27 protein-coding genes are annotated in these 25,128 nt (G+C 38.1%); 26 read left to right on the forward strand and 1 reads right to left on the reverse strand.

Annotation, left to right across the window (positions count from 1 at the left end; all coding sequences use genetic code 11):
* The first annotated feature begins 7 nt into the window (after positions 1-7).
* The 8 genes from sdaAA to rnc all read left to right on the forward strand — a co-directional run bounded on the left by sdaAA (position 8) and on the right by rnc (position 7,442).
* A complete protein-coding gene (gene sdaAA / locus QBK89_RS04920; RefSeq protein ID WP_284139913.1) occupies positions 8-883 on the forward strand; it encodes an L-serine ammonia-lyase, iron-sulfur-dependent, subunit alpha in 876 nt (291 codons plus the stop codon).
* Between the two features lie 17 nt (positions 884-900).
* Complete coding sequence (recG, locus tag QBK89_RS04925) at positions 901-2,934, forward strand: ATP-dependent DNA helicase RecG (RefSeq protein WP_284139914.1); 2,034 nt, start codon at positions 901-903, stop codon at positions 2,932-2,934.
* A gap of 89 nt (positions 2,935-3,023) precedes the next feature.
* Complete coding sequence (fapR, locus tag QBK89_RS04930) at positions 3,024-3,596, forward strand: transcription factor FapR (RefSeq protein WP_284140115.1); 573 nt, start codon at positions 3,024-3,026, stop codon at positions 3,594-3,596.
* 73 nt (positions 3,597-3,669) lie between these two features.
* Positions 3,670-4,677, forward strand: a complete 1,008-nt coding sequence (gene plsX / locus QBK89_RS04935; protein WP_284139915.1) for a phosphate acyltransferase PlsX — start codon at positions 3,670-3,672, stop codon at positions 4,675-4,677.
* Between the two features lie 4 nt (positions 4,678-4,681).
* Positions 4,682-5,620: an ACP S-malonyltransferase gene (gene fabD / locus QBK89_RS04940; RefSeq protein WP_284139916.1), complete on the forward strand. Its 939-nt coding sequence runs from the start codon at positions 4,682-4,684 to the stop codon at positions 5,618-5,620.
* Entirely contained in the window at positions 5,621-6,361 is a 741-nt protein-coding gene (gene fabG, locus QBK89_RS04945; RefSeq protein WP_284139917.1) for a 3-oxoacyl-[acyl-carrier-protein] reductase, read from the forward strand.
* 36 nt (positions 6,362-6,397) lie between these two features.
* Positions 6,398-6,631 carry an acyl carrier protein gene (acpP, locus tag QBK89_RS04950; RefSeq protein ID WP_284139918.1) on the forward strand — a complete coding sequence of 78 codons (234 nt, stop codon included), beginning with the start codon at positions 6,398-6,400 and terminating at the stop codon, positions 6,629-6,631.
* Positions 6,632-6,755: 124 nt separating this feature from the next.
* The gene (gene rnc / locus QBK89_RS04955; RefSeq protein ID WP_284139919.1) at positions 6,756-7,442 is read left to right on the forward strand and encodes a ribonuclease III; all 687 of its coding nucleotides are present in this window, start codon (positions 6,756-6,758) and stop codon (positions 7,440-7,442) included.
* 93 nt (positions 7,443-7,535) lie between these two features.
* Here rnc and QBK89_RS04960 read toward each other — a convergent pair whose 3' ends face one another.
* Positions 7,536-7,760, reverse strand: coding sequence for a DUF1128 domain-containing protein (locus QBK89_RS04960; RefSeq protein WP_284139920.1), 225 nt, complete (start codon positions 7,758-7,760; stop codon positions 7,536-7,538).
* Positions 7,761-8,001: 241 nt separating this feature from the next.
* Here QBK89_RS04960 and smc point away from each other — a divergent pair, with 241 nt between their 5' ends.
* The 18 genes from smc to dprA all read left to right on the forward strand — a co-directional run bounded on the left by smc (position 8,002) and on the right by dprA (position 25,015).
* On the forward strand, positions 8,002-11,568 hold the full coding sequence (smc, locus tag QBK89_RS04965; protein WP_284139921.1) for a chromosome segregation protein SMC: 3,567 nt from the start codon (positions 8,002-8,004) through the stop codon (positions 11,566-11,568).
* A gap of 17 nt (positions 11,569-11,585) precedes the next feature.
* Positions 11,586-12,587 carry a signal recognition particle-docking protein FtsY gene (ftsY, locus tag QBK89_RS04970; protein ID WP_284139922.1) on the forward strand — a complete coding sequence of 334 codons (1,002 nt, stop codon included), beginning with the start codon at positions 11,586-11,588 and terminating at the stop codon, positions 12,585-12,587.
* 70 nt (positions 12,588-12,657) lie between these two features.
* Positions 12,658-12,981, forward strand: coding sequence for a putative DNA-binding protein (locus tag QBK89_RS04975; protein WP_284139923.1), 324 nt, complete (start codon positions 12,658-12,660; stop codon positions 12,979-12,981).
* A 13-nt stretch (positions 12,982-12,994) separates the two neighbouring features.
* Positions 12,995-14,338: a signal recognition particle protein gene (gene ffh, locus QBK89_RS04980; protein WP_284139924.1), complete on the forward strand. Its 1,344-nt coding sequence runs from the start codon at positions 12,995-12,997 to the stop codon at positions 14,336-14,338.
* 79 nt (positions 14,339-14,417) lie between these two features.
* Positions 14,418-14,690: a 30S ribosomal protein S16 gene (gene rpsP / locus QBK89_RS04985; RefSeq protein ID WP_284139925.1), complete on the forward strand. Its 273-nt coding sequence runs from the start codon at positions 14,418-14,420 to the stop codon at positions 14,688-14,690.
* 16 nt (positions 14,691-14,706) lie between these two features.
* Positions 14,707-14,934, forward strand: coding sequence for a KH domain-containing protein (locus tag QBK89_RS04990; RefSeq protein WP_284139926.1), 228 nt, complete (start codon positions 14,707-14,709; stop codon positions 14,932-14,934).
* 89 nt (positions 14,935-15,023) lie between these two features.
* Positions 15,024-15,431: a YlqD family protein gene (locus QBK89_RS04995; protein ID WP_284139927.1), complete on the forward strand. Its 408-nt coding sequence runs from the start codon at positions 15,024-15,026 to the stop codon at positions 15,429-15,431.
* On the forward strand, positions 15,424-15,942 hold the full coding sequence (gene rimM / locus QBK89_RS05000) for a ribosome maturation factor RimM (protein WP_284139928.1): 519 nt from the start codon (positions 15,424-15,426) through the stop codon (positions 15,940-15,942). The genes QBK89_RS04995 and rimM overlap by 8 nt, the downstream gene beginning before the upstream one ends.
* Positions 15,942-16,685 (forward strand): tRNA (guanosine(37)-N1)-methyltransferase TrmD, encoded by a 744-nt coding sequence (trmD, locus tag QBK89_RS05005; RefSeq protein ID WP_284139929.1) that lies wholly within the window; start codon positions 15,942-15,944, stop codon positions 16,683-16,685. The genes rimM and trmD overlap by 1 nt, the downstream gene beginning before the upstream one ends.
* 172 nt (positions 16,686-16,857) lie before the next feature.
* Positions 16,858-17,202: a 50S ribosomal protein L19 gene (gene rplS / locus QBK89_RS05010; protein ID WP_284139930.1), complete on the forward strand. Its 345-nt coding sequence runs from the start codon at positions 16,858-16,860 to the stop codon at positions 17,200-17,202.
* A 159-nt stretch (positions 17,203-17,361) separates the two neighbouring features.
* Positions 17,362-17,934, forward strand: coding sequence for a signal peptidase I (gene lepB, locus QBK89_RS05015; RefSeq protein ID WP_284139931.1), 573 nt, complete (start codon positions 17,362-17,364; stop codon positions 17,932-17,934).
* Between the two features lie 6 nt (positions 17,935-17,940).
* Positions 17,941-18,789, forward strand: a complete 849-nt coding sequence (gene ylqF, locus QBK89_RS05020) for a ribosome biogenesis GTPase YlqF (protein ID WP_284139932.1) — start codon at positions 17,941-17,943, stop codon at positions 18,787-18,789.
* Positions 18,790-18,941: 152 nt separating this feature from the next.
* Positions 18,942-19,709, forward strand: coding sequence for a ribonuclease HII (locus QBK89_RS05025; RefSeq protein ID WP_284139933.1), 768 nt, complete (start codon positions 18,942-18,944; stop codon positions 19,707-19,709).
* Positions 19,710-19,761: 52 nt separating this feature from the next.
* On the forward strand, positions 19,762-21,522 hold the full coding sequence (locus QBK89_RS05030) for a hypothetical protein (RefSeq protein ID WP_284139934.1): 1,761 nt from the start codon (positions 19,762-19,764) through the stop codon (positions 21,520-21,522).
* Positions 21,519-21,788 carry an EscU/YscU/HrcU family type III secretion system export apparatus switch protein gene (locus QBK89_RS05035; protein WP_284139935.1) on the forward strand — a complete coding sequence of 90 codons (270 nt, stop codon included), beginning with the start codon at positions 21,519-21,521 and terminating at the stop codon, positions 21,786-21,788. Before QBK89_RS05030 ends, QBK89_RS05035 begins: the two co-directional genes overlap by 4 nt.
* 90 nt (positions 21,789-21,878) lie before the next feature.
* The gene (sucC, locus tag QBK89_RS05040) at positions 21,879-23,039 is read left to right on the forward strand and encodes an ADP-forming succinate--CoA ligase subunit beta (RefSeq protein WP_284139936.1); all 1,161 of its coding nucleotides are present in this window, start codon (positions 21,879-21,881) and stop codon (positions 23,037-23,039) included.
* A gap of 57 nt (positions 23,040-23,096) precedes the next feature.
* Positions 23,097-23,999, forward strand: a complete 903-nt coding sequence (sucD, locus tag QBK89_RS05045) for a succinate--CoA ligase subunit alpha (protein WP_284139937.1) — start codon at positions 23,097-23,099, stop codon at positions 23,997-23,999.
* Between the two features lie 116 nt (positions 24,000-24,115).
* Positions 24,116-25,015 carry a DNA-processing protein DprA gene (dprA, locus tag QBK89_RS05050; RefSeq protein WP_284139938.1) on the forward strand — a complete coding sequence of 300 codons (900 nt, stop codon included), beginning with the start codon at positions 24,116-24,118 and terminating at the stop codon, positions 25,013-25,015.
* Positions 25,016-25,128 lie beyond the last annotated feature (113 nt).

A 25,128-nucleotide genomic window follows, 5' to 3' on the forward strand; every position in this document is an offset into this window, starting at 1 on the left:
TGTTTTCATGTTTCGAACTGTAGCAGAATTGGTTGAAATCGCAGAGAATGAAAACATTACAATATCAGAAGTAATGATTCGCCAAGAAATGGATGTGAAAAATAAATCACGTCAAGAAGTATTCGATGAAATGGAAAAAAATTTGGTTGTTATGGAAAAGGCAATAGAAGACAGTCTTAAGGGGGTTGAATCAGTTACAGGCCTCACAGGTGGAGATGCAGTGCGAATTCAAAATTATATGAAAGAGCATACACCTCTTTCAGGACACTTAGTGATGGATGCTGTAAGCAAGGCAATGGGAACGAACGAGGTGAATGCAGCGATGGGGATTATTTGTGCTACCCCCACTGCAGGAAGTGCGGGATGTGTGCCTGGTACATTGTTTGCAGTGAAAGAACGATTAAACCCTACACGTGAAGAAATGATTCGGTATTTGTTTACATCAGGTGCATTTGGTTTTGTAGTTGCGAATAATGCGTTTATTTCGGGTGCGGCAGGAGGCTGCCAAGCAGAAGTCGGATCAGCTGGTGCGATGGCTTCCGCTGCGATTGTCGAAATGGCGGGTGGTACACCACAGCAATGCGCTGAAGCATTTGCTATTACGTTAAAAAACATGCTAGGTCTTGTTTGCGATCCTGTAGCAGGACTTGTTGAAGTTCCTTGTGTAAAGCGAAATGCAGCTGGATCATCACTTGCTATTGTATCGGCAGATATGGCACTTGCTGGAGTAGAGAGTCGCATCCCGTGTGACGAGGTAATTGGCGCAATGTACCGGATCGGTAAAACGATGCCATCTGCACTTCGAGAAACAGGTGAGGGTGGGCTTGCAGATACACCAACTGGGCGTTTTTTAAAGGATAAAATATTTGGAATGTCAGATTGAAAGAGTGATGAGTACTCATGCTGAAAGATTCGATAACAAATGTAAAGGGGATTGGTCCAAAGGTAGCAGAGGAATTTGAGTTAATGCATATTTTTACAATAGAGGATCTATTGTTTTATTTTCCTTCACGCTACGATGTGTTTGAGATCAAGCCCATCGGAGAATTAATTCACGAAGATAAAGTTACCATTGAGGGAAGGGTAATTCATGATCCTTCTCTTTCCTTTTTCGGAAAGAAAAAATCCCGACTCCAATTTAATGTAGAAGTAGAGGGGATTGCGGTTAAGGCAGTTATGTTTAATCGTGCATTTGCAAAAAAGCAAATCAAACAAGGAGACATTATCACACTGACGGGCAAATGGGATGCACATCGACTGCAAATTACAGTAAGTAATTATAAGAAGGGTGCAGCAGAAACACATGCTGAAATTCAACCTATATATTCCGTTAAAGGAGATATGACGAATTTTAGATTAAAAAAAGCGATTAAACATGCTTTAGATGAATATGCGAATAATATTGATGAACTGCTCCCAGCAACCTTTTTAACAGCTTACAAGCTTCCAAAGCGAAGGGAAGCGTTATTCACGATGCATTTCCCTGAAAATAGAAATGCATTGAAGCATGCACGAAGGCGTTTTACATATGAGGAATTTTTGTTATTTCAATTAAAAATGCAGCTACTTCGAAAACTTAAACGCCAAGCAACAACAGGAAATGCGCAGCAATATGATAAAGAAACAGTGCAAGCCTTTATAGAAGATCTTCCTTTCCAATTAACTAAGGCACAAAAACAAGCTGTGGAACAAATCCTTTCCGATATGGAATCTCCTTTTCGAATGAATCGTTTGCTTCAAGGTGATGTGGGTTCAGGTAAAACAGTGGTTGCTGCCATTTGCTTGTATGCGTCCATTACTGCTGGAAAGCAAGGAGCATTAATGGTTCCAACAGAAATCTTAGCTGAACAGCATTATGAATCATTGAAAACGTTATTTGGTGACCGCGTATCGGTCGCCCTCTTAACTGGTTCTGTAAAAGGAAAGAAGCGTAGAGAACTAACAACGGCTATCGAAAACAAACAAATTGACCTTGTAATTGGTACACATGCACTGATTCAGGAAGATGTTAACTTTGATAATCTCGGTTTTGTTATTATCGATGAACAGCATCGATTTGGTGTAGAACAAAGACGGAGCTTACGGAATAAAGGACTTCACCCGGACGTGCTTTTTATGACCGCAACGCCTATTCCTAGAACACTTGCTATTACCGCATTTGGTGATATGGATGTTTCCATAATTAATGAAATGCCTGCAGGAAGAAAACAAATTGAAACGTACTGGATAAAAGATAATATGCTAGATCGTGTTCTACTCTTTATAGAAAAACGAATTACGGCAGGTGAACAGGCATATGTGATTTGTCCGTTAATCGAGGAATCGGATAAATTAGATATTCAAAACGCAGTTGATCTTTATGAGCAACTAAAAGCGTATTATGATGCTTCGATTCAAGTTGGATTGATGCATGGCAGGTTGCATGTCGATGAGAAGGACAATGTAATGAAGCAATTCGCTTTAAACGAGATTAAAATACTAGTATCGACAACGGTAGTAGAGGTAGGGGTAAACGTTCCGAATGCTACGGTGATGGTAATTTATGATGCAGAACGATTTGGACTTTCTCAGCTCCATCAGCTTCGGGGAAGAGTAGGAAGAGGAGATAAACAAAGCTACTGTATATTAATTGCCGATCCTAAAGGGGAGATCGGAAAAGAACGGATGAAAATTATGACAGAAACAAATGATGGCTTTGAATTAGCAGAGCAAGACTTAAAACTTCGAGGACCTGGTGATTTTTTTGGTAAAAAACAAAGTGGTCTTCCAGATTTTAAAGTTGCCGATATGATTCACGATTATCGTGCATTGGAAACGGCAAGAAATGATGCCCAGGAAATAATTCGCAACGACTTGCTGTTATGTGACAAGGATTATAAAATGTTACAAAGAAAATTAGAAGAAGATGGTGTTTATTCGACAAAGCTTGATTAAATAGACACTTGCATAATTTTTATTGGTATTATATATTACTATTAGTACCAAGTCATAAAGATTTGGAGGATATTGGACGGTGCATGAATATGAGAATGCCTAAAATAGAAAGGCAACGACTTTTACAAGAAACAATAGACCAAACGCCATTTATAACGGATGAAGCATTAGCAAATAAGTTTTCTGTTAGCATTCAAACGATACGATTAGATAGAATGGAACTCGCTATTCCTGAACTCCGTGAGCGGATTAAATCAGTAGCAACATCACAATGGAATGAAACGGTTCGTGCGCTTACGATGGAAGATGTCATTGGAGAAATTGTTGATTTAGAGTTGGATAAACGTGCAATTTCCATATTAGATATTGGCAAAGAGCACGTGTTTTCTCGAAATAATATTGCCCGTGGGCATCATTTGTTCGCGCAGGCAAACTCGTTAGCGGTAGCAGTCATAAATGATGAATTAGCTTTAACAGCAAAATCGGAGATTAAATTTACTAGACAAGTTAAAGAAGGCGAAAGAGTAGTTGCAAAAGCACATGTCGAAGGAAATACAGAAAAAGGCCTTACAATTGTTCTTGTGGATAGCTATGTCGAAAACGAAAAAGTTTTCTCTGGCAAATTCTATATGTATCGTTCAGCAGAGCAACAATCAAACTAAGAGAATAAACCTTTGTCAAAATACAATCGAATAATAAATACTGCATTGAATTCTTTCAAAAGGAGTTACATAAATGAGACTAGCAATTGACGCTATGGGTGGTGACCATGCTCCACAAGCAATCGTTCAAGGAGCGATGGAAGCTATAGCAGAAAACAATAATTTACACATATTATTAGTTGGTGATGAACAAAAGATAACCCCATTTTTAACTGATTCAACCAACATTGAAGTGATGCACACCGATGAAGTAATAACGAGTGAAGATGAACCAGTTCGAGCAGTTCGCAAAAAGAAAAATGCCTCTATGGTACTGATGGCAAAAGAAGTAAAAGAAAAACGTGCGGATGCATGTATATCTGCTGGAAATACAGGAGCCCTAATGAGCGCAGGACTGTTTGTTGTTGGTCGAATCCCGGGAATTGACCGCCCTGCATTAAGTCCTACCCTACCAACTGTTGATGGAAAAGGCTTCCTAATGCTTGATGTCGGAGCGAATGTAGAAGCAAAACCAACGCATTTGTTGCAGTATGGGATTATGGGATCTATCTATGCGGAAAAGGTTCGCGCAATAAAAAATCCGACTGTCGGACTTTTAAATGTTGGAACAGAAGATGGAAAAGGAAATGAACTCACTAAAAAAGCATTTACACTATTAAAGGATGCGCCTATTAATTTTATTGGAAATGTAGAGGCGAGGGATTTACTAAATGGTGTAGCTGATGTTGTCGTTACAGATGGTTTTAGTGGAAATATTGCTTTAAAAACCATTGAAGGCACAGCGTTGACAATGTTTTCTATGTTAAAAGGAACGTTTATGAGTTCTATAAAAACCAAGCTCGCAGCTGCAGTTGTGAAAAAAGACTTAAAGGGTCTTAAAAACAAACTTGATTACGCAGAATATGGAGGAGCAGGGCTTTTTGGACTCGCTGCTCCAGTTATTAAAGCACATGGTTCTTCAAATAGTCGAGCAATCGTTAGTGCAATAAAGCAAGCTAGCCATATGGTGGAGTTTGGTGTGACAGATACGATTGCATCAACAATTGAAAATTTAGAAACAGTGAAAAAGGAGGATGTGTGAACGCATGAAAAAAGTGGCTTTTATGTTTCCAGGACAAGGTTCCCAAACAATTGGAATGGGTCAAGAAATACATGATTCACATGCTTCGATTCAAGCGCTTTATACAGAGGCAAACCAAATTTTAAATATTGATTTGAGGAAAATCATGTTTGAAGGACCAAAAGAGACCTTAACGGAAACGGAAAATGCACAGCCCGCCTTGCTGCTATCTTCCATTGCAGCACATACATTATTACTTGAAGAAGGAATTCAGCCTGTCATGCTAATTGGGCATAGCCTTGGTGAATATAGTGCACTTGTAGCAGCAGGAGCATTGTCTCTTCAGCAGGCTTTGCCACTTGTTGCAACAAGAGGACGCTTAATGGAGCAGGCTTTTCCAAAGGGACAGGGAACGATGGCAGCGGTTTTAGGTATGACGCAAGAAGCACTTGAAACAGCTTTGCAGGAGATCGATAACGAGGTTGTTGATGTGGCAAATTTAAATTGTCCAGGTCAAATTGTTATTTCGGGATCAAAAGAGGGTATTGAACAAGCTTCGACTATCTTAAAAGATAAAGGTGCGAAACGGGTAATGCCTTTAAATGTCAGCGGCCCATTTCATTCAAGGTTAATGAAAGCGGCAAATGAGGAATTCGCACATTATCTAGAGGAAATAACGTTTCATGATGCAAGCATTCCAGTTTATGCAAATGTATCAGCAGCTCCTACGACAGATAGTGAAGCGATTAAAGCTTTATTAATAAAACAGTTATATTCCCCAGTTCGTTTCGAGGAATCCATTCGGAATATGCTTGAAACAGAAATTGATGCATTTGTTGAAGTAGGAACTGGCAAGGTGTTATGTGGTCTCGTGAAAAAAATAGACAAGACAGTTCAAACCTTTGCCGTACAAGACAAGAAAACGATGGAGGAATTTATTTCCTGGTTTAAGGGGGAAGCATAAATGCTAAAGGGAAAAAGTGCCATTGTTACTGGTGCGTCCAGAGGAATCGGACGTGAAATTGCACTGGAGCTGGCGAAGCAAGGTGCAAATGTTGCAGTTAACTATGCAGGAAATGAAGTAAAAGCACAGCAAGTGGTTGATGAAATTCAAGCATTAGGAGTGCAAGCATTTAAAATTCAAGCAAATGTTGCAGATGAAGAAAGCGTCAAGGCGATGGTGAAAGAAGTGGTTGAACGCTTTGGAAGTATCGATGTTTTAGTGAATAATGCAGGAATTACAAAGGATAATTTGCTCATGCGAATGAAAGTAGATGAGTTTGATGCCGTCATCGATACAAATTTAAAAGGCGTTTTTGTCTGTACGAAATCCGTTACACGACAAATGATGAAGCAGCGTGCAGGTAGAATTATTAATGTTGCATCTATCGTTGGTGTGAGTGGAAATCCAGGTCAGGCTAATTATGTAGCTGCAAAAGCAGGTGTCATTGGTTTAACAAAAACGACGGCAAAAGAGCTGGCATCGCGCAATATTCTTGTAAATGCAGTAGCCCCTGGATTTATTTCAACAGACATGACAGATGCGTTAACTGAAGAACAAAAGCAAGCAATGCTTGGCATGATTCCATTAGAAAAATTTGGAGCACCTGAGGATGTTGCAAGAGTAGTTCGTTTTCTTGCTTCTGAGGATGCAAATTATATTACTGGTCAAACGATTCACATTGATGGTGGTATGGTGATGTAATGTGTAGATTATATTCTTTGAAGGGAGGTGAAAAGGGTGGCAGATGTATTTGATCGCGTAAAAGAAATCATAGTTGATAAGCTTGATGTAGATGCGTCTAAAGTAACGATGGAAGCTTCTTTTAAAGAAGATTTGGAAGCAGATTCGTTAGACGTTGTGGAGCTTGTAATGGAGCTTGAGGATGAGTTTGATATGGAAATTGCTGATGAAGAGGCTGAAAAAATTAATACAGTAGGTGATGCTGTTAATTATATAAACAGTCAAAACTAATAAAATCAGGATTTCCTGAAAAACTAAAATAATGGAGAGGCTGTCCACTTATAATGTGGTAGCTACAAGTTACTAGTTATAAGGGCAACCTCCATCTATTTTTTAGAGAACGAGGTGTCAACAAATGCAGTTTCATCAACTAGAAGAGCGATTAGGCATTTCATTTAATAAGCAGCAATTACTTCAACAAGCATTTACTCATTCATCGTATGTGAATGAGCATCGGGGAAAACAGTTTTCGGATAATGAGCGTTTAGAATTTTTAGGTGATGCTGTTTTAGAGTTAGGTATATCGCAATTTTTATACCGTACAAACGAAGCCATGCCTGAGGGAGAAATGACGAAACTGCGGGCAGCGATTGTTTGCGAAGCGTCCCTTGAAAAATTTGCGCGTGACCTTCATTTTGGAGAGTTTTTATTGCTTGGAAAAGGGGAAGAACAAACAGGTGGTCGAGAGCGGCCAGCGATTTTAGCGGATGTATTTGAAGCTTTTCTTGGAGCGCTTTATCTTGATCAAGGCTTTGGACAAGCATTAAATTTTCTAGAAGAACAGGTATTTCCGAAAATTACAACTGGTGCTTTTTCGCATACGATGGATTATAAAAGTCAGCTACAAGAGCTTAGTCAACAGCATAAAAATCAAACCTTGGAGTATAAAATTATTGCCGAAACAGGTCCTTCACATAATAAAGAATTTGTGGCGGAAGTAGTATTGAATGGTAAGGTGTTTGGCAAGGGAACTGGTCGAACGAAAAAAGAAGCAGAGCAAAGAGCTGCTAAACATGCAATTGATAAATACAAAAACCAATGAGGAATAAAAGTGAAAAGCTGAAATAAAACAACAACCAGGGTACAAAAAGTAGACTGGTTGTTGTTTATTTTCGATTACAGATGTACACCATTGTTAGGACTTTCTTACTGTCCGCAATTCATCTAGAAATGCTTGCACTTCAAAGGCGCTTAACGATCCTTTTTGGAGAACAAGTGCATGCATTTGCTTTAATTCTTCATACTTTTCTAAATCATAATCTGCTGCATCCATAATAGATCGATTGACAACGCTAAGCTTTTCAGCAATTTCATCTAAAATAATCTGCATATTTTCCTTTGTAGGGACGTTTAAGTTCATTATTTCACCTCGAAATGATATAGAATAGATTAAAATACCGTTCTAGCTAAGGAACACCCTTCTTTTGTCCCTTTCTTTATGATAAAATAAATGCGTTAAAAAGCCAATACGTAAATGCAGTTAACGCCCATATTAATTATGACGATATAATAGATAAAAGCTAAAATCCAGTGATAAACAGCGAGAATTTAAAGTAAGAACTCGTTAGGATTAGATTTTTGCAACATTAAGGAGAATGTATATGTTTTTGAAACGGTTGGAAAGCGTAGGTTTTAAATCTTTTGCGGAAAGGATTAATGTGGAATTTGTCCCTGGAGTGACAGCAGTTGTTGGTCCGAATGGAAGCGGAAAAAGTAACATTACTGATGCAATTCGCTGGGTACTTGGGGAGCAATCTGCAAAATCACTACGCGGCTCAAAGATGGAAGATATCATTTTCCAAGGAAGTGATACGAGAAAAGCTTTAAATGTCGCTGAAGTAACATTGGTTTTAGATAATAGTGATCAACGTCTTCCGATAGATTATGATGAAGTTAGTGTCACTCGCCGAGTATATCGTTCAGGTGATAGTGAATTCTATATTAATAAGCAATCCTGCCGTTTAAAGGATATCGTCGATCTTTTTATGGATTCAGGGCTTGGTCGTGATGCCTTCTCCATTATTAGTCAGGGAAAAGTTGAGGAAATTTTAAGCTCCAAGGCAGAGGAACGACGGACCATTTTTGAAGAAGCAGCGGGTGTGTTGAAATATAAGCAGCGTAAGAAGAAAGCCGAGTATAAGCTGGCTGAAACACAAGAAAACCTGAATCGTGTGGAAGATATTATTTATGAAATTGAGCAACAAATCGATCCACTAAAGGAGCAAGCAGAAACAGCAAAGGAATTTGTTAAACTAAAAGACCTCCTAAAAGAAAAAGAAATAGCGTTACTTGCTACTGAAATTGAGCAATTGAATAATGAATGGCAGCAAGCAATGCAACAACTCGAAAAAGAAAAAATGAATGAAATTGAACAAAAAACATTGATTCAACAAAAGGAAGCTGCTATTGAGCAAGAAAGACAGCTTATTCAAAAAATAGATAATTCTATTGAAGAAATGCAATCGAGCTTATTGCAGACAACAGAGCAGCTTGAAAAATTAGAAGGCAAAAAGCAAGTATTTAATGAGCGGACAAAGCATTATGCAGAAAACAAGGAAAAATTAGAGCAACAAAAAAAGGAATTAATGGATCGCTTAGAACGTATTAAAGAGGAGCTCCATGTTGAAAAAGAAAAGCTTGTCGCTTTACAACAAGCTAGAAAGCAAACGAAGGAACTCGTTGTAGCTTTAGAAAGCAAATTAGTGAATGGTCAAGAGGATATTGCAGAGAAAATCGAGGATTTAAAAGCACAGTATATCGAGTTTTTAAATGATCAGGCCGCGAAAAGAAATGAAAGACAATCGATTCAAAATCAGCTTACGCAAATTACGTCAAAGCATCATAAACAAGTGCAAAGATTCCAAGATTTAATTGCAACTAGAACAGAGTTGACGAATTCTAGTGAACATATGAAAAAAGAATTACATGAAAAAGAATTGGAATTTCAAAGCACTGACAATGATATGAAGGAATTAAAACAAGAACTAGATGCCACACGTCATACATACCAAGAATCGCAAACGAAGCTTTATCAAGGTTATCAGTATATTGAAAAGCTAAAATCAAGAAAAGAAATGCTAGAAGAAATGAAAGAGGACTTTCAAGGCTTTTTTCATGGAGTTAAATCCGTTCTAAAAGCAAGGGAAGATAGTAAATTAACTCATATTCATGGTGCTGTTATTGAACTTATGGAAGTCCCCAAAAACTATATTACTGCTATTGAAACGGTATTAGGTGGTCAAGCACAGCATATCGTTGTGCAAGATGATCAAGCTGCCCGTAAAGCTATTGCTTGGTTAAAGCAAACGAATAATGGGAGGGCGACTTTTTTACCACTTGAATCGATTCAACAACGCTTTATTACAGGGGATATTCTTAAAAAAGTAGAACAACACCCTGGATTCGTGGATATTGCAGCAAATCTAGTTCAAACAAATGATACCTTTAGAAGAGCGATTAATCATCTCATGGGGCATGTAATTATCGCAAAAACGTTAAAGGATGCAAATGAAATAGCAAATCTTGTCATGCGCAAGTATCGTATTGTTACCCTAGAAGGAGATGTTGTGAATCCTGGAGGCTCGATGTCTGGTGGTGCGCAAAAGAAAACAAACCAATCATTATTTACGAGAGAAAAGGATTTACAGGAAATTACAGAAAAGCTAAATGACTTTGAACGAAAAGCACAGCGTTTTGAGCATAGCGTTTCAGAACAAAAATCGCGCATCACTGAACAAGAGCAAAAGCTGATGAAATTAGAGCAAAAATTGGAAGCGTGTAATATTGCGTTACAGGATGCTAAAGCAGCAGATAAAGAATATGAAATGAAGCTTCATTCAATTAATGAAAACTTATCTATCTATGATCAAGAAGAAGAGCAGCATAGACTTGATCGTGAAGCATTAGAAACCCGTGATATACAAGTTGAAAAACAGCTTACGGAAATTGAAAAAGAACTTGCATCGATTCAGGAGCAAATTGACGAATTATCCAAACAAGAAAATGAGCTAAAAGAAAATCAGGAACTATTGCAGGATGACCTCCATCAAAAGCAAGTTCTTCTTGCAGAACAAGAAATTCAAGTCACAAACCAGCTAGAAAAAACTTCATCCCTTGAAGAACAGGTTTCTGATATAGAGATGCAGTTAAGCGACTGTACGAAAGAATTAATCGAATTAGTTGAAATGAAGCAGAGCAATGAAACAGAAGAAGAAATTGATGCAAACATTACAGCGAGTAAAGCAGAAAAAGAAAAGTTAATTATTCAAATTCAAGAAAAGCGGTCAAATCGTGCTCGGCGTACACAGCTACAACAGGATCGAGATCGCGAGTTAAAGGAAGAAAACAAAAATCACCAAGCACTTGTAAAGCAAATTCAGCAACTGGAGGTTCGTTCAAATCGCCTGGATGTTGAATTAGAAACTAAATTAAACCATCTGCAAACAGAATATGTAATCACGTTTGAAAAGGCGAGTCAACTCGTTGAAAAAGTGGAAAACACGCAAGAAGCTGCCGAAGAAGTGAGGCAAATTAAACTTGCTATTGATCGATTAGGAACAGTTAACCTTGGGGCAATTGGGGAATATGATCGTATTGCGGAACGCCATTCCTTTTTATCTGAACAGCAAAATGATCTAGTAAAAGCAAAGCAAACACTATACGATGTTATTGCTGAAATGGATGAAGAAATGGAAGCACTTTTTGATGACACGTTTAGTAAGATTAAGGAAGAATTTGCAATCGTGTTTAAAGAATTATTTGGTGGAGGGCGTGCAGAATTAAAGCTTACCGACCCCAAAAACTTATTAGAAACAGGTGTGGATATTATTGCCCAACCACCAGGCAAAAAACTGCAGCACCTTGGACTTCTATCTGGTGGAGAACGTGCATTAACGGCAATTTCTCTTTTGTTTGCGATATTAAGAGTGCGTCCTGTTCCGTTTTGTATACTAGATGAAGTAGAAGCTGCATTGGACGAAGCAAATGTTATGCGCTTTGCAAAATATGTAAAACTTTATAGTGAAGTAACACAATTTATCGTTATAACTCACCGTCAAGGTACAATGGAGAATGCGGATGTACTCTACGGTGTGACGATGCAAGAATCTGGAGTATCTAGACTTGTATCCGTTCGCTTAGAAGAAACGAAGGAATTGATTCAATCGTAAGGAGGATCTAGATCAAAATGAGCTTTATGGATAAATTAAAGAATAAGTTTAAAAAAACAGATACTGAAGGGGTTTCTGAAAAATATAAAACAGGAATGGAAAAAACAAGAAATTCTTTCTCGAGTAAAATAAATGATTTAATTGCCAAGTATCGGAAAGTTGATGAAGACTTTTTCGAGGAGCTAGAGGAAGCTTTAATTTCTGCTGATGTTGGTGTTATGACGGTAATGGATTTAATTGATGAATTAAAATTGGAAGTAAAACGAAGAAACATAAAGGATACAAAAGAAGTCAGAGATGTTATTTCTGAAAAGCTTGTGGAAATTTATTATGGTGATGATAACGAAAGCATCGAAAAGCTAGAACTAAATGAGAATCAATTATCCATTATTCTTGTTGTAGGTGTAAATGGTGCTGGAAAAACAACATCGATTGGCAAGCTTGCCCATAACTTAAAGCAAGAAGGAAAACATGTTATTTTAGCAGCGGGCGATACGTTTCGTGCGGGTGCTATCGAGCAGCTTGAAGTATGGGGAGAACGTGCAGGCGTAGAAGTGGTTAAGCAGCGGGAAGGAAGCGATCCAGCTGCTGTTATCTTTGACGGTATTAAGGCAGCCAAGTCACGTAAAGCAGATGTCTTAATTTGTGACACTGCTGGTCGACTACAAAATAAAGTAAACTTAATGAATGAGCTTGCAAAGGTGCGTCGTGTGATTGAACGCGAAGTTCCTGGGGCACCACATGAAGTATTACTCGTACTGGATGCTACAACTGGTCAAAATGCGTTAAGCCAGGCAAAAACATTTTCCGAAGCAGCAAATGTGTCTGGCATTGTATTAACAAAATTAGATGGTACAGCGAAAGGCGGAATTGTGTTAGCGATTCGTCATGAACTCCAAATCCCGGTTAAGTTTGTTGGACTTGGTGAAGGAATGGAAGATCTTCAGGAGTTTGATGCGCATGCCTTTGTGTACGGGTTGTTCGCAGATATGCTTGAGACATCTGAAGACGAAGAATAACTTGACAGTAATTGTACGCTTTCGTTATTATATTACGTAAAGCAATTCTACTTAACAAGGGATGAATAAAATGCTTGAGAAAACGACCCGTGTCAATTATTTATTAGATTTTTACCAAGGGCTTTTAACTCCAAAGCAACGTAACTACTTGGAAATGTACTATACAGAAGATTATTCTTTAGGTGAAATTTCCGAATTGAAGGAAGTGTCTCGCCAAGCAGTGTATGATAATATTAAACGTACAGAAGCCATGCTTGAAACATATGAAGAGAAATTAAATTTGTACGATAAATTTCAAAAACGTATGGAGCTTATAGAACAGTTAGAACAGAAGCTAGGGAATGAAGACAAAGCACTTCAACCATTGCTTCAACAATTAAAAGAAATAGATTAGGGGGACACCTTCTATGGCATTTGAAGGATTGGCCGACCGTTTACAACATACGATTAAAAAAATTACCGGCAAAGGAAAAGTGTCTGAGCAGGACGTAAAAGAAATGACTCGTGAGGTGCGACTCGCATTACTTGAAGCCGACGTTAATTTTAAAGTAGTAAAGGACCTTATAAAGCGTATTAAGGAACGATCAATCGGGCAAGAAGTAATGGAAAGTCTAACACCAGGACAGCAAGTTATTAAAGTAGTGAAAGAAGAGCTCACCGCATTAATGGGCGGCGAGCAAAGTAAAATCGCCGTTGCTGATCGCTCACCAACCGTTATTATGATGGTGGGATTACAAGGGGCAGGAAAAACGACTACAACAGGAAAGCTAGCTAATTTATTACGCAAAAAATATAACCGTAGTCCCCTTTTAGTAGCTTGTGATATTTATCGCCCAGCTGCAATTAATCAGCTTGAGACGTTAGGAAAACAATTGGATATGCCTGTTTTCTCCATGGGAACAGATGTAAGTCCAATAGAAATTGCTACAAAAGCAATTGAAAAGGCGAAGGCAGAGCATCAAGACTATGTTATTATTGACACCGCTGGTCGACTTCATGTCGATCAGAATTTAATGGATGAATTACAGGAAATTAAAGCGAATGTAAAACCTGATGAGATTTTCCTAGTTGTTGATGCAATGACAGGTCAGGATGCTGTTAATGTAGCCGAAAGCTTTAATGACCAATTAGATATTTCTGGAGTTGTGTTAACAAAGCTTGATGGCGATACTCGTGGAGGAGCAGCATTATCCATTAAAGCAGTCACCGGAAAGCCTATTAAATTTGCCGGAATGGGAGAAAAGCTAGATCAATTAGAAGTATTTCACCCAGAGCGAATGGCTTCTCGTATATTAGGTATGGGTGATGTATTAACCTTAATTGAAAAAGCACAAGCAAATGTTGACGAAAAGCAAGCAAAAGAATTAGAAGAAAAAATGCGGACGATGTCCTTTACTTTTGATGATTTTCTAGAACAAATGGGCCAAGTGAAAAAAATGGGTCCACTGGAAGACCTTTTGACAATGATGCCAGGTGCAAATAAAGTTAAAGGGCTAAAAAATGTTCAAATTGATGAAAAACAACTTTCTCATGTAGAGGCAATTGTACAGTCGATGACAAAGCAGGAGCGTCAAGATCCTAGCATTATGAATGCAAATCGAAAGAAACGAATTGCAAAAGGATCTGGAACCTCTGTTTCACAAGTGAATCGTTTACTCAAGCAGTTTGATGAAATGAAGAAAATGATGAAGCAAATGACGAACATGCAAAAAGGAAAAAAAGGCAAAGGTTTTAAATTTCCTTTCATGTAATGTAAAAACACTTTACAGGCTTCAATGTTTCTGTTAAAATTTAAAACTGTGTAAAACATATTAATGGAGGTGCAAGAAAATGGCTGTAAAAATTCGTTTAAAGCGTATGGGGTCTAAAAGAAATCCTTTTTATCGTATCGTAGTTGCTGATTCACGTGCACCACGTGATGGACGTTCTATCGAGCAAATTGGAACATATAACCCAGTAGTAAATCCAGTTGAGGTTAAAATAGATGAAGAAAAAGCATTAAACTGGATGGCAAACGGAGCAAAACCAAGTGATACTGTTCGTAATTTATTTTCAAAAGAAGGCATCATGAAGAAATTCCACGACCAAAAAAACCAAAAGTAAGGTAGTGTGATAGCGCATGAAAGCCCTAATTGAGACTATCGTTACACCGCTTGTTGATTTTCCCGAGGACATCAAGGTAACAGAAACAGAGGAAGAAGCAAAGATTGTATATCATCTTACTGTTAATCAACAAGATGTAGGGAAGGTTATTGGCAAAAATGGCCGTATCGCAAAAGCAATCCGAACAGTTGTATATGCAGCTAAGTCGGATGCAAAAAAACGTATTTATCTGGATATTATGTAAAGGGAGAGGGATGACCTTTCCCTTTTTACACATCCATACCTCTCTATTTAGATTGCGTCGGACAATGATGTGAGAGCGAGGAAAAGCAAATGAAAATCATTAAAAAGGTCCAGGTTAAGCAAATTATTACCGAAAAAAGTAAAAAGAAATTGCACGATAATTTTGTTCATCATAAACTGCGACTTGAGCAAGAGTGTCAACAACTGCTATTTGAGCAGCGGAAGCTTCAAAATAAAACTGGTGTTTCCAAACAAGAGATTATTGATCGATTTCAGCAAGAAATTAAAAATCGCAAAGAAAAAATTAAACTGATTGAATTTAAGATAGAACAGTTAGATATGCTATCGCTTGGTAGTGAAATTGTTGAGGGAGAAGTTGAAGCTCTTGTTGAGGTCGAAGAAGGAATGCATTGGCATGAATTTATGGGGGAACAAGCAATTGTACTAGAGGATGAAGTAATCATTCGAATAGAAGAGCATGGTGAAAAAAATGACTGACAAAATGTTTAAAGTAGGAAAAATTGTAAATACACACGGAATCCGTGGTGAAGTGAAGGTGCTTAGAATTACGGATTTTGCAGAGCGCTTCACACGAGGAAATTCCTTATATATTGCGAATGCTGAAGGGAGCCTTATCAAAGTTACCATCGATGGGCATCGAATGCACAAAGGGTTTGATTTGCTTCACTTTTCAGGCTATGACAATATAAATGATGTGGAAGGATTTAAAGGTGCATTTTTGAAAATCGATGATTCTCAGCTAACAGAATTAGCAGATGGTGAATTTTATTACCATGAGATTATTGGATGTAAAGTGTTTTCCTTAACAACGAAGGAAGAATTAGGCGTTATAAAAGAAATACTCTCGCCTGGTGCAAATGATGTTTGGGTAATAAAACAAAAAGCGGGAAAGGACTTGCTTATTCCGTATATCCCAGATGTTGTGAAAGACATTGATGTGGATCAGAAAAGAATCATGATTGAACCAATGGAAGGATTGCTAGACTAATGCATATCGACATATTGACTTTGTTTCCTGAAATGTTTTCAGGCGTGATGAATTCATCCATGTTAAAAAAAGCACAGGATAAGGGAAAGCTTTCCTATGATCTTGTGAATTTTCGAGATTATACCGAAAATAAGCATAACAAGGTTGATGATTATCCATATGGTGGCGGAGCAGGAATGGTTTTGACACCACAGCCTGTATTCGATGCAGTAGAAGCTGTGACAAATAGGAAAAAAGAAAAGCCCCGTGTTATTTTGATGTGTCCACAAGGAGAGCCTTATACGCAAAGGAAAGCGGAAGAATTGGCGCAAGAAGAGCATTTACTATTTATTTGTGGACATTACGAAGGCTATGATGAGCGAATCCGTGAGCATCTAGTTACGGATGAGATATCAATTGGAGATTATATTTTAACAGGCGGCGAGCTTGGTGCGATGGTAGTCATTGATAGTGTTGTACGTTTAATACCGGATGTTCTAGGGAATCAAGCATCGGCGCCAGAAGATTCATTTTCTACTGGCTTACTTGAATATCCACATTATACGAGACCTGCTGATTTTCGGGGAATGCATGTGCCGGAAGTTCTCTTATCTGGAGATCATAAACGAATTAGAGAGTGGCGTCGACAAAAGTCGTTAGAACGGACGTATGCGCGGAGAAAAGAGCTATTAACGAAAGATATTCTCTCAGATGAAGAATGGGATTGGTTAACAAGTCATCCTAATAACAAAGTAAGCGATTAGTCGCTGGTTTATTTTCTATAAAATGTACGATGTACTGTGTAAAAGTAGTTGAACTACTAGCATCATTATGGTATATTAATGATTGTGCTTAAGTGTATGCTTTAGCGCTATAAACAATGTTCCGCTGTCATATTTACCGATATGAGCATTGGGTTGGAAGGAGTGAAACAGGATGCAACAATTAATCGAAGCTGTTACAAAAGATCAACTTCGTACAGACCATCCTGATTTCCGCCCGGGAGATACTGTAAAAGTTCACGTGAAGGTTGTTGAAGGAACCCGTGAACGTATTCAGGTTTTTGAAGGCGTTGTAATCAAGCGTCAAAACGGTGGAATCAGTGAAACATTTACAGTTAGAAAAATCTCTTACGGTGTTGGAGTTGAACGTACATTCCCTGTACATTCACCACGTATCGATAAGATTGAAGTTTCTCGCCGTGGTATTGTACGTCGTGCGAAGCTTTACTACCTACGTAGTCTACGTGGAAAAGCTGCACGTATTAAAGAGCGTCGATAAGATTAGATTCTTTTCGAACACATGTAGGAAAGGAGCTTAGCATTAATGTGCAAGCTCCTTTTTTACTCGATTGTTTTACAATGCAATCATTTTATCATTGAATGAAATTCTACTTATAGATTAAAATAAAACTATATAACTTGTAATGGAGGGCGATTTATGGGAAAGGCTAAGCGAAAAAGTGATTGGTTTGATTGGGTGAAGGCACTATTAATTGCTTTTGCGCTGGCCTTTATTGTGCGAACATTTTTTTTCACCCCAATTATAGTGGATGGACCATCAATGATGCCAACATTACATAATCGAGATCAGATGATTGTAAATAAATTTGATTATCGTATTCATGAACCGAATCGGTTTGATATTATTGTTTTTCATGCTTCTAATAAAAAGGATTTTATTAAGCGAGTCATCGGTCTTCCTGGAGAGCATGTAGCTGTAAGGGACAATGTACTTTACATTAATGGTGAAGCGGTTGAGGAACCTTTTTTAGAAGAACAAAAACAAAAGATGAAGCCATATCAAATATTAACAGAGGATTTTTCACTTGAGAATTTACCTGGAGAATATGAGGCAATTCCGAAAGACCACGTACTTGTTCTAGGAGATAATCGTGGGAATTCTGTTGATAGTCGTGATCTTGGACTAATTTCAATGGAGCAAATCGTAGGTAAGACTAGTGTGATTTATTGGCCATTTAAACGCATGCAAGTGTTAGGAGAGGGAGAGTAGCATACTATGACAATACAATGGTTTCCAGGACATATGGCAAAAGCAAGAAGGGAAATCGAAGAAAAGCTGAAATTAGTTGATTTTGTTGTCGAACTAGTAGATGCTCGTGCACCTTTATCCTCGCAAAATCCAATGCTTCAACAAGTATTACAGCAAAAGCGTAAAATGATTGTGCTGATGAAACGTGACTTGGCAGATCAAAAAGAAACAGATCATTGGATTACCCATTTCGAGCAAATGGATATCCCATCAGTTGCAGTAAATGTTAATGATAGAGCCGATATCACTCAAATAATCCAAACTGCTAAAGCATTAGGAAATGAAAAAATGGCAAAGCTACAAAAAAAAGGGATTAAACCAAGAGCAGCAAGAGCAATGATCGTTGGTATTCCCAATGTAGGAAAGTCGACATTGATTAACCGCTTAGCAAATAAAAAAATTGCTAAAACAGGTGATCGCCCTGGTATAACAAAACATCAGCTTTGGATTAAGGTGAAGAAGGATTTTGAACTTTTAGATACGCCAGGAATTTTATGGCCGAAGTTTGAGGATGAAATGGTCGGCTATCGATTGGCAGCAATTGGTACGATTAAAGATCAGCTGTTATCCTTACAGGATGTAGCCGCGTTTGTTATCAATTATTTACAGCAGCATTATCCTTCTTTGATGGAAGAGCGCTATGATGTTGATAGACAAATGACGGATATGTGGGATGTTTTTACACAGATTGGGAAAAAGCGCGGTGCCTTAGAGAGCGGCGGCAATGTTAATTTTGATAAAGTAGCAGAAATTGTGCTTCAAGATTTGCGAACTGGTAGACTCGGAGCAATTACATTAGAAACGGCTTTAGATTAAATAGCATGCATCATAGGATGGATGCTATTTGTTTTGCTATGAACATGGTAAACTAAATATAATTTATCAAATTCAACAGGTTCTATAGTTTTATCGTTCACATTGCCAATAAAGAAACCGATAATAGAGATAGAAAGTAAGGTGCTAAGAAAATGAGTGCTACAATAACGGAAATTAAAACAATCTTAGCTAGTGGGGAAGTAAAGGATACATTGCTTCAAGAGCTAAAAAATGATAATCGAAAGGGTGTACAAGCCCTTTTAAAAAGATACGAAGCAAAACAACAACACGTATTATTACTAGAAAAACAGTTTCAAACAATGTGTCACTTTGAAAATGAAGGTAGAAAAAATGGGTATATGTATATTGCTGGCATGGATGAGGCTGGACGCGGTCCACTAGCTGGCCCTGTTGTTGCTGCAGCAGTTATTTTACCTCCTCATTTTAAATTGCTAGGACTTAACGATTCGAAGCAGTTAAATGAGGCACAAAGAAATGAATTTTTTCACATTATTAAAGATCAAGCTATCTCCTATAGTATTGCTGTTCAGGACAATTCCATTATTGATGACATTAATATTTTTGAAGCTACGAAACGTGCAATGCGGCTTGCATTAGATGAGCTTCATATTGCACCCGATTACGTGTTAATTGATGCGGTGAACCTTGATCGATTACCTTGGCCTTCAAAAGCAATGACCAAAGGAGACCAAAAAAGTATTTCTATCGCTGCTGCAAGTATTTTGGCAAAGGTTACCCGTGATACTCTCATGCAAGAAATTCATGAACAATATCCAATGTATCAATTTAATAGAAATATGGGATATGGAACTAAAGCTCATTTAGAGGCACTTAAAACATATGGAATCACACCATATCATCGCAAGTCATTTGCCCCAGTCAAAGGAGCAAATCAATAGGTAGGAGGTCATTTCGTTGGGTATTCAATACATATCAGGAGCTAATTCTATAATGAAAACCACGTCATCTTCTAATGAACTTCGACCTGGACAAATTGTGCAAGGTAAGATATTAAAACTTTACCCGAATAATAAGGCAGCAATCCAGTTAGGCTCAAAAATGATGATTGCTCAACTGGAAGCAGCATTGACTGTTGGAGAGAAATATTTTTTTCAAGTACAGCAAACGGCGGACATGGTTCATTTAAAGGTTGTAAACGAACAAGTAACTTTAAACTCTGAGGATAGTATGATGCAGCTATTAAAGCAGCTTGGTTTTAAGGCAACAAAAGGAATGAACATATTCACACAATTACTTGTTTATGAGAAGATCCCTTTTGATGTGCAGCAGTTGCAAAAAGCATTTCCTATTCTTGAAAAGTATGGAACCTCAACGGAAGTGTTACAAACGCTAAAGCAAATGATCGCGCAATCAATACCAATAAAAGAATCGATTTTTCAAGCAATGAAAACGCAGCACAGTTTAAGTGTATCTACACAATTATCCGGTCTTTTTAATGTATTAAAGGCAGTAAAAAATCCCACTATCGCACAGCATGCACTAATGCAACAAATTAGTGAATTAACACAGCCTGCTATGGAAGGAAAAGGAGTATTATTGGAATGGATGCTAACGGAGGCGCGTCAAGATAATCCAAGATTATTTCATATGATGAAAGCATTGCGGTTTATCGATTTATCTGTTCCATTTTCTAATTGGAAGCAGCAATTACTTCATGGTTTAGATTTGCAAGGTAATACAAAGCTAGAACAACATGCAACTTCCAGCTTTCCATTCGATGTTTCTAGGCTAAAGCAGTTGTTTACTTCTACAATAGGCATGAAGGCTACAATACAAGAGCACGCGACCACCTTTTTAAACAATTGGGCAATTGTTGAAGGGATGCCGTTAAAAGGTACTGCTAGTTTAACAGAACAGCAATTCACTTCCTTTAAACAGGCAGTTGACCATGTTTTACGAGCGTTAGGTCTTCCTCAAGAAGGTAATAATTTAGTAAATGTAAAAAATGAGCTCGGTCATCTAAAGCAAATAGTCGCAATGATTCGGACGTTAGCAGCTACAACGACTTTTGAGGAAGTATCGCACATGCTTCCTAGATTGTCCGAATCGCCTACCGTGTCACTTCCATCTCTCAAAGATGCGTTTCTCTCACATATGAATCGTTTCTTTCAGTTATCAGGGCTTTCTTTAGAAAACGAGATTGCTAGGGGGAACCAGCAGCATCAAATGAATACAATGAAAGCGTTATTGCTACAAGTTGTGCAACAGCGGGGCGATACGAACGTTTCTGATAGAGCACAGCAGTTAATTCACGTTTTAAATGGACTACAGCTTCAATCTGTGCAGGAGAGTGGTCAGCTTATTCAAGCACAGCTACAGTTTCCTGCTGGAAAGTTGGGACTGCCTCAAGATGTTAAAATAGATTTTGAAGGTAGAAAAAATGCGAATGGAAAAATCGATAGTGATCATTGTCGCGTGTTGTTTTACCTTGAACTAGCAAACTTAAAACAAACCGTGATTGATATGCACATTCAAAAACGAGCAGTGTCCATCGTTATTTTTAATGATCATCCTAAATTAAAGGATTATGCTAAAAAGTACCAGGAGGATATAAAAGCAGGATTGGCTTCCATAGATTATCAGCTAACCTCAATTGGTTATGAGCCATTTAAAGAAATGGAGCGTACAAATCCTTCCACCTCAGTGAAAAAGGATAATGCCATCTATGAAGGGGTAGATTATCGAATATGAACGAAAAAAGACAGAAGGCAGCAGCTTTACAGTATGACGTTAAGAAAAGTCATGCACCAAAAGTAACAGCAATTGGCAAGGGATTGGTAGCTGATAATATTATAGCAGAGGCAAAAAAAGCGAATGTCCCTATTCTAGAAGACCCATCTCTTGTGGAGTTACTGGCTAAGCTGAATATCAATGAAACGATTCCCGCAGAGCTCTATCAAGTAGTTGCGGAAGTATTTGCTTTTGTTTACCGAACAGATCAGGAAATAGATTTATAATCGACTAGACAACAAGTTTCGCTTATTCTTGTGAAATTTGTTGTTTTTTAATACAATGGAAATGCAGTGAATTTGATGGGAGGATGAAGGATGAACATTCATGAGTATCAAGGCAAAGAAGTTTTACGTAATTACGGCGTAAAAGTTCCGAATGGCTATGTAGCTTATACAGTAGATGAAGCTATGGAGGCTGCTAAAAAGCTCGGATCTTCCGTAACAGTCGTTAAAGCACAAATCCATGCCGGCGGTAGGGGTAAAGCTGGTGGTGTAAAAGTTGCCAAAAGTTTAGACGAAGTGCGTACATATGCAGATGAAATACTTGGAAAAGTGCTTGTAACGCACCAAACAGGCCCAGAAGGTAAGGAAGTAAAACGTCTCCTTATTGAAGAGGGCTGTGACATTAAAAAAGAATACTATGTTGGTGTTGTATTAGATCGCGCAACCTCTCGTGTGGTCATGATGGCTTCTGAAGAAGGTGGTACAGAAATTGAAGAAGTAGCAGCCAAAACACCTGAAAAGATCTTTAAGGAAGTAATCGATCCTGTTGTCGGTTTAACTGGTTATCAAGCTAGAAGACTGGCATTTCATATTAATATTCCAGATGAACTGCTATCAAAAGCGGTGAAATTCATGATGGGCCTTTATCAGGCATTCGTTGAGAAAGATTGCTCGATAGCAGAAATTAATCCACTTGTAACGACAGGTGACGGAGAAGTACTTGCACTTGATGCAAAGCTTAACTTCGATGATAACGCACTTTATCGACAAAAAGATATTATGGCGTTGCGCGATCTTGATGAAGAAGATGAAAAAGAAATTGAAGCTTCTAAATATGATTTGAGCTATATTTCTTTAGATGGAAACATTGGTTGCATGGTAAATGGTGCAGGCCTCGCCATGTCCACAATGGATATTATTAAGCACTATGGCGGTGATCCAGCAAACTTCCTAGATGTTGGAGGTGGTGCAACTGCTGAAAAGGTAACGGAAGCCTTTAAAATCATTTTGTCCGATCCAAATGTAAAAGGAATTTTTGTCAATATATTCGGTGGAATTATGAAGTGCGACGTTATTGCGGAAGGTGTAGTGGAAGCAACGAAGCAAGTAGGCTTAGAGATTCCATTAGTAGTTCGCCTTGAAGGAACAAACGTTGACCTTGGAAAGAAAATACTTGAGGAATCTAAGCTCAATATTACTTCTGCTGATTCGATGGCAGATGGTGCGCAAAAAATTGTTTCCATGGTGAAGTAATAGCTTCAAAAGAAAACACAAAAATTTCGAGAAAGCTGATAGAAAGGACGGACGAAGATGAGTGTATATGTTAATAAGGATACAAAAGTTATTGTCCAAGGTATAACTGGTGGAACAGCCAGATTTCATACAAAACAAATGCTTGAATATGGAACAAAAATCGTTGGTGGTGTAACACCGAAAAAAGGCGGTACAGAAGTAGAAGGCGTTCCGGTTTTTAATACGGTACAGGAAGCAGTAGAAAAAACAGGAGCAAATGCATCTGTTATTTATGTGCCAGCTCCATTTGCTGCAGATGCCATTCTTGAGGCTGTCGATGCAGAATTGGATCTTGTAATTTGTATTACGGAGCATATTCCTGTAATGGATATGGTAAAAGTAAAACGTTATATGGAAGGCAAGAAAACGCGCCTAGTTGGACCAAATTGCCCAGGTGTAATTACACCGGAAGAATGTAAGATTGGGATTATGCCAGGTTATATTCATAAAAAAGGTCACATTGGTGTTGTATCACGTTCCGGTACGTTAACGTATGAAGCAGTTCATCAATTATCAACTTCTGGTTATGGTCAAACAACAGCTGTTGGTATTGGTGGAGACCCAGTTAATGGTACAAACTTTATTGATGTGCTTCAGGCATTTAATGAAGATCCTGAAACAGAAGCGGTAATAATGATTGGTGAGATTGGTGGAACTGCGGAAGAAGAAGCTGCAGAATGGGTAAAGGCAAACATGAAAAAACCCGTTGTTGGCTTTATAGGCGGCGCTACTGCACCTCCTGGGAAACGCATGGGGCATGCTGGAGCAATTATTTCTGGAGGAAAAGGAACTGCAGATGAGAAAATACGGATTATGAGAGAGTGTGGCATTGCAGTTGCGGATACTCCAGCAGTAATGGGAGAAACGATGATTCAGGTTCTTAAAGAACGTGGACTCGATGAAAAATGTAAAACACATTAAAAAATAATAAGAGGCTGGTACAAAGGTATTCTAGATTTAATCTGCGATGTAAGTATTCTAGGATTGTATTAGAAACTTCCGAATTGTACCAGCTCTTTTCTTAAGGATGTGATTTATTGCCCTCTACATTTCGCGATCGGTTGATTCATTTATACTATTGTAAAGGCATTACTAGAGCAAGGCTTCATAAGCTTCTTCATCAAGATCCCTCATTAACAAAACTCTACGAGTATTCTACCTCACAGCTTGCTGCTACTTTAGCTATACCAGCAAATATAGCCTACATTTTATACAAAGACCTACACAATGAAGCACTTTTGTACGACATAAAAAGAGACAGTTCCCGATATACAATTATTACAATAGTTGACGACATCTACCCTGCTATGTTAAAAACGATAAAGGACTTGCCGCTTGTTTTATTTGCGATAGGGAATATGAATCTATTACATCAGTTCCCGTCCCTAAGTGTTGTTGGAACTAGAACTCCTTCTAATGAAGGAATGAAGAAAACGACATATTTATTGTCTCCACTTATTAAACAAGGCTGGGTCATTGTTAGTGGGATGGCAAAAGGGATCGATAGCTTTGCACATCGAACTGCTTTAGCTGAAAAAGGATATACAATTGCAGTGCTAGGAAGTGGTTTTCAGCATATTTATCCAAAACAAAACGTAGGATTGTTTAAGGAAATAATCACAAGTAATGGATTAATTCTATCAGAGTATCCGCCGACAACAGCCCCTCAGCCTTATCACTTTCCAGAAAGAAATCGAATTATTAGTGGATTGGGGTTCGGAACCTTAGTAATTGAAGCGATGGAACGAAGCGGAACGCTAATTACAGTTGAACAAGCATTAGAGCAGGGAAGAGAAGTATTTGCTACTCCAGGAGACCCTTGGATTCCACAAACTAAGGGATGTCACAAAATTATTCAAGAGGGAGCAAAGCTTATAACGAAGTGGGAAGATATCGAAGAAGACTGGGAAACGATAAAAGGTATTTGGCAAAGATAACGATTGCTAATTGAATGACGTTTATCAGTTCGTTTGACAAAAGTATTATATATATTTAATATTAGTGAAGATTTCCATTTTATTAAGTGCAGTTAATGGCACACATGAAGCGC

Origin of the sequence: Virgibacillus sp. LDC-1 (assembly GCF_030137545.1) — a bacterium.
GTDB lineage: Bacteria > Bacillota > Bacilli > Bacillales > Amphibacillaceae > LDC-1.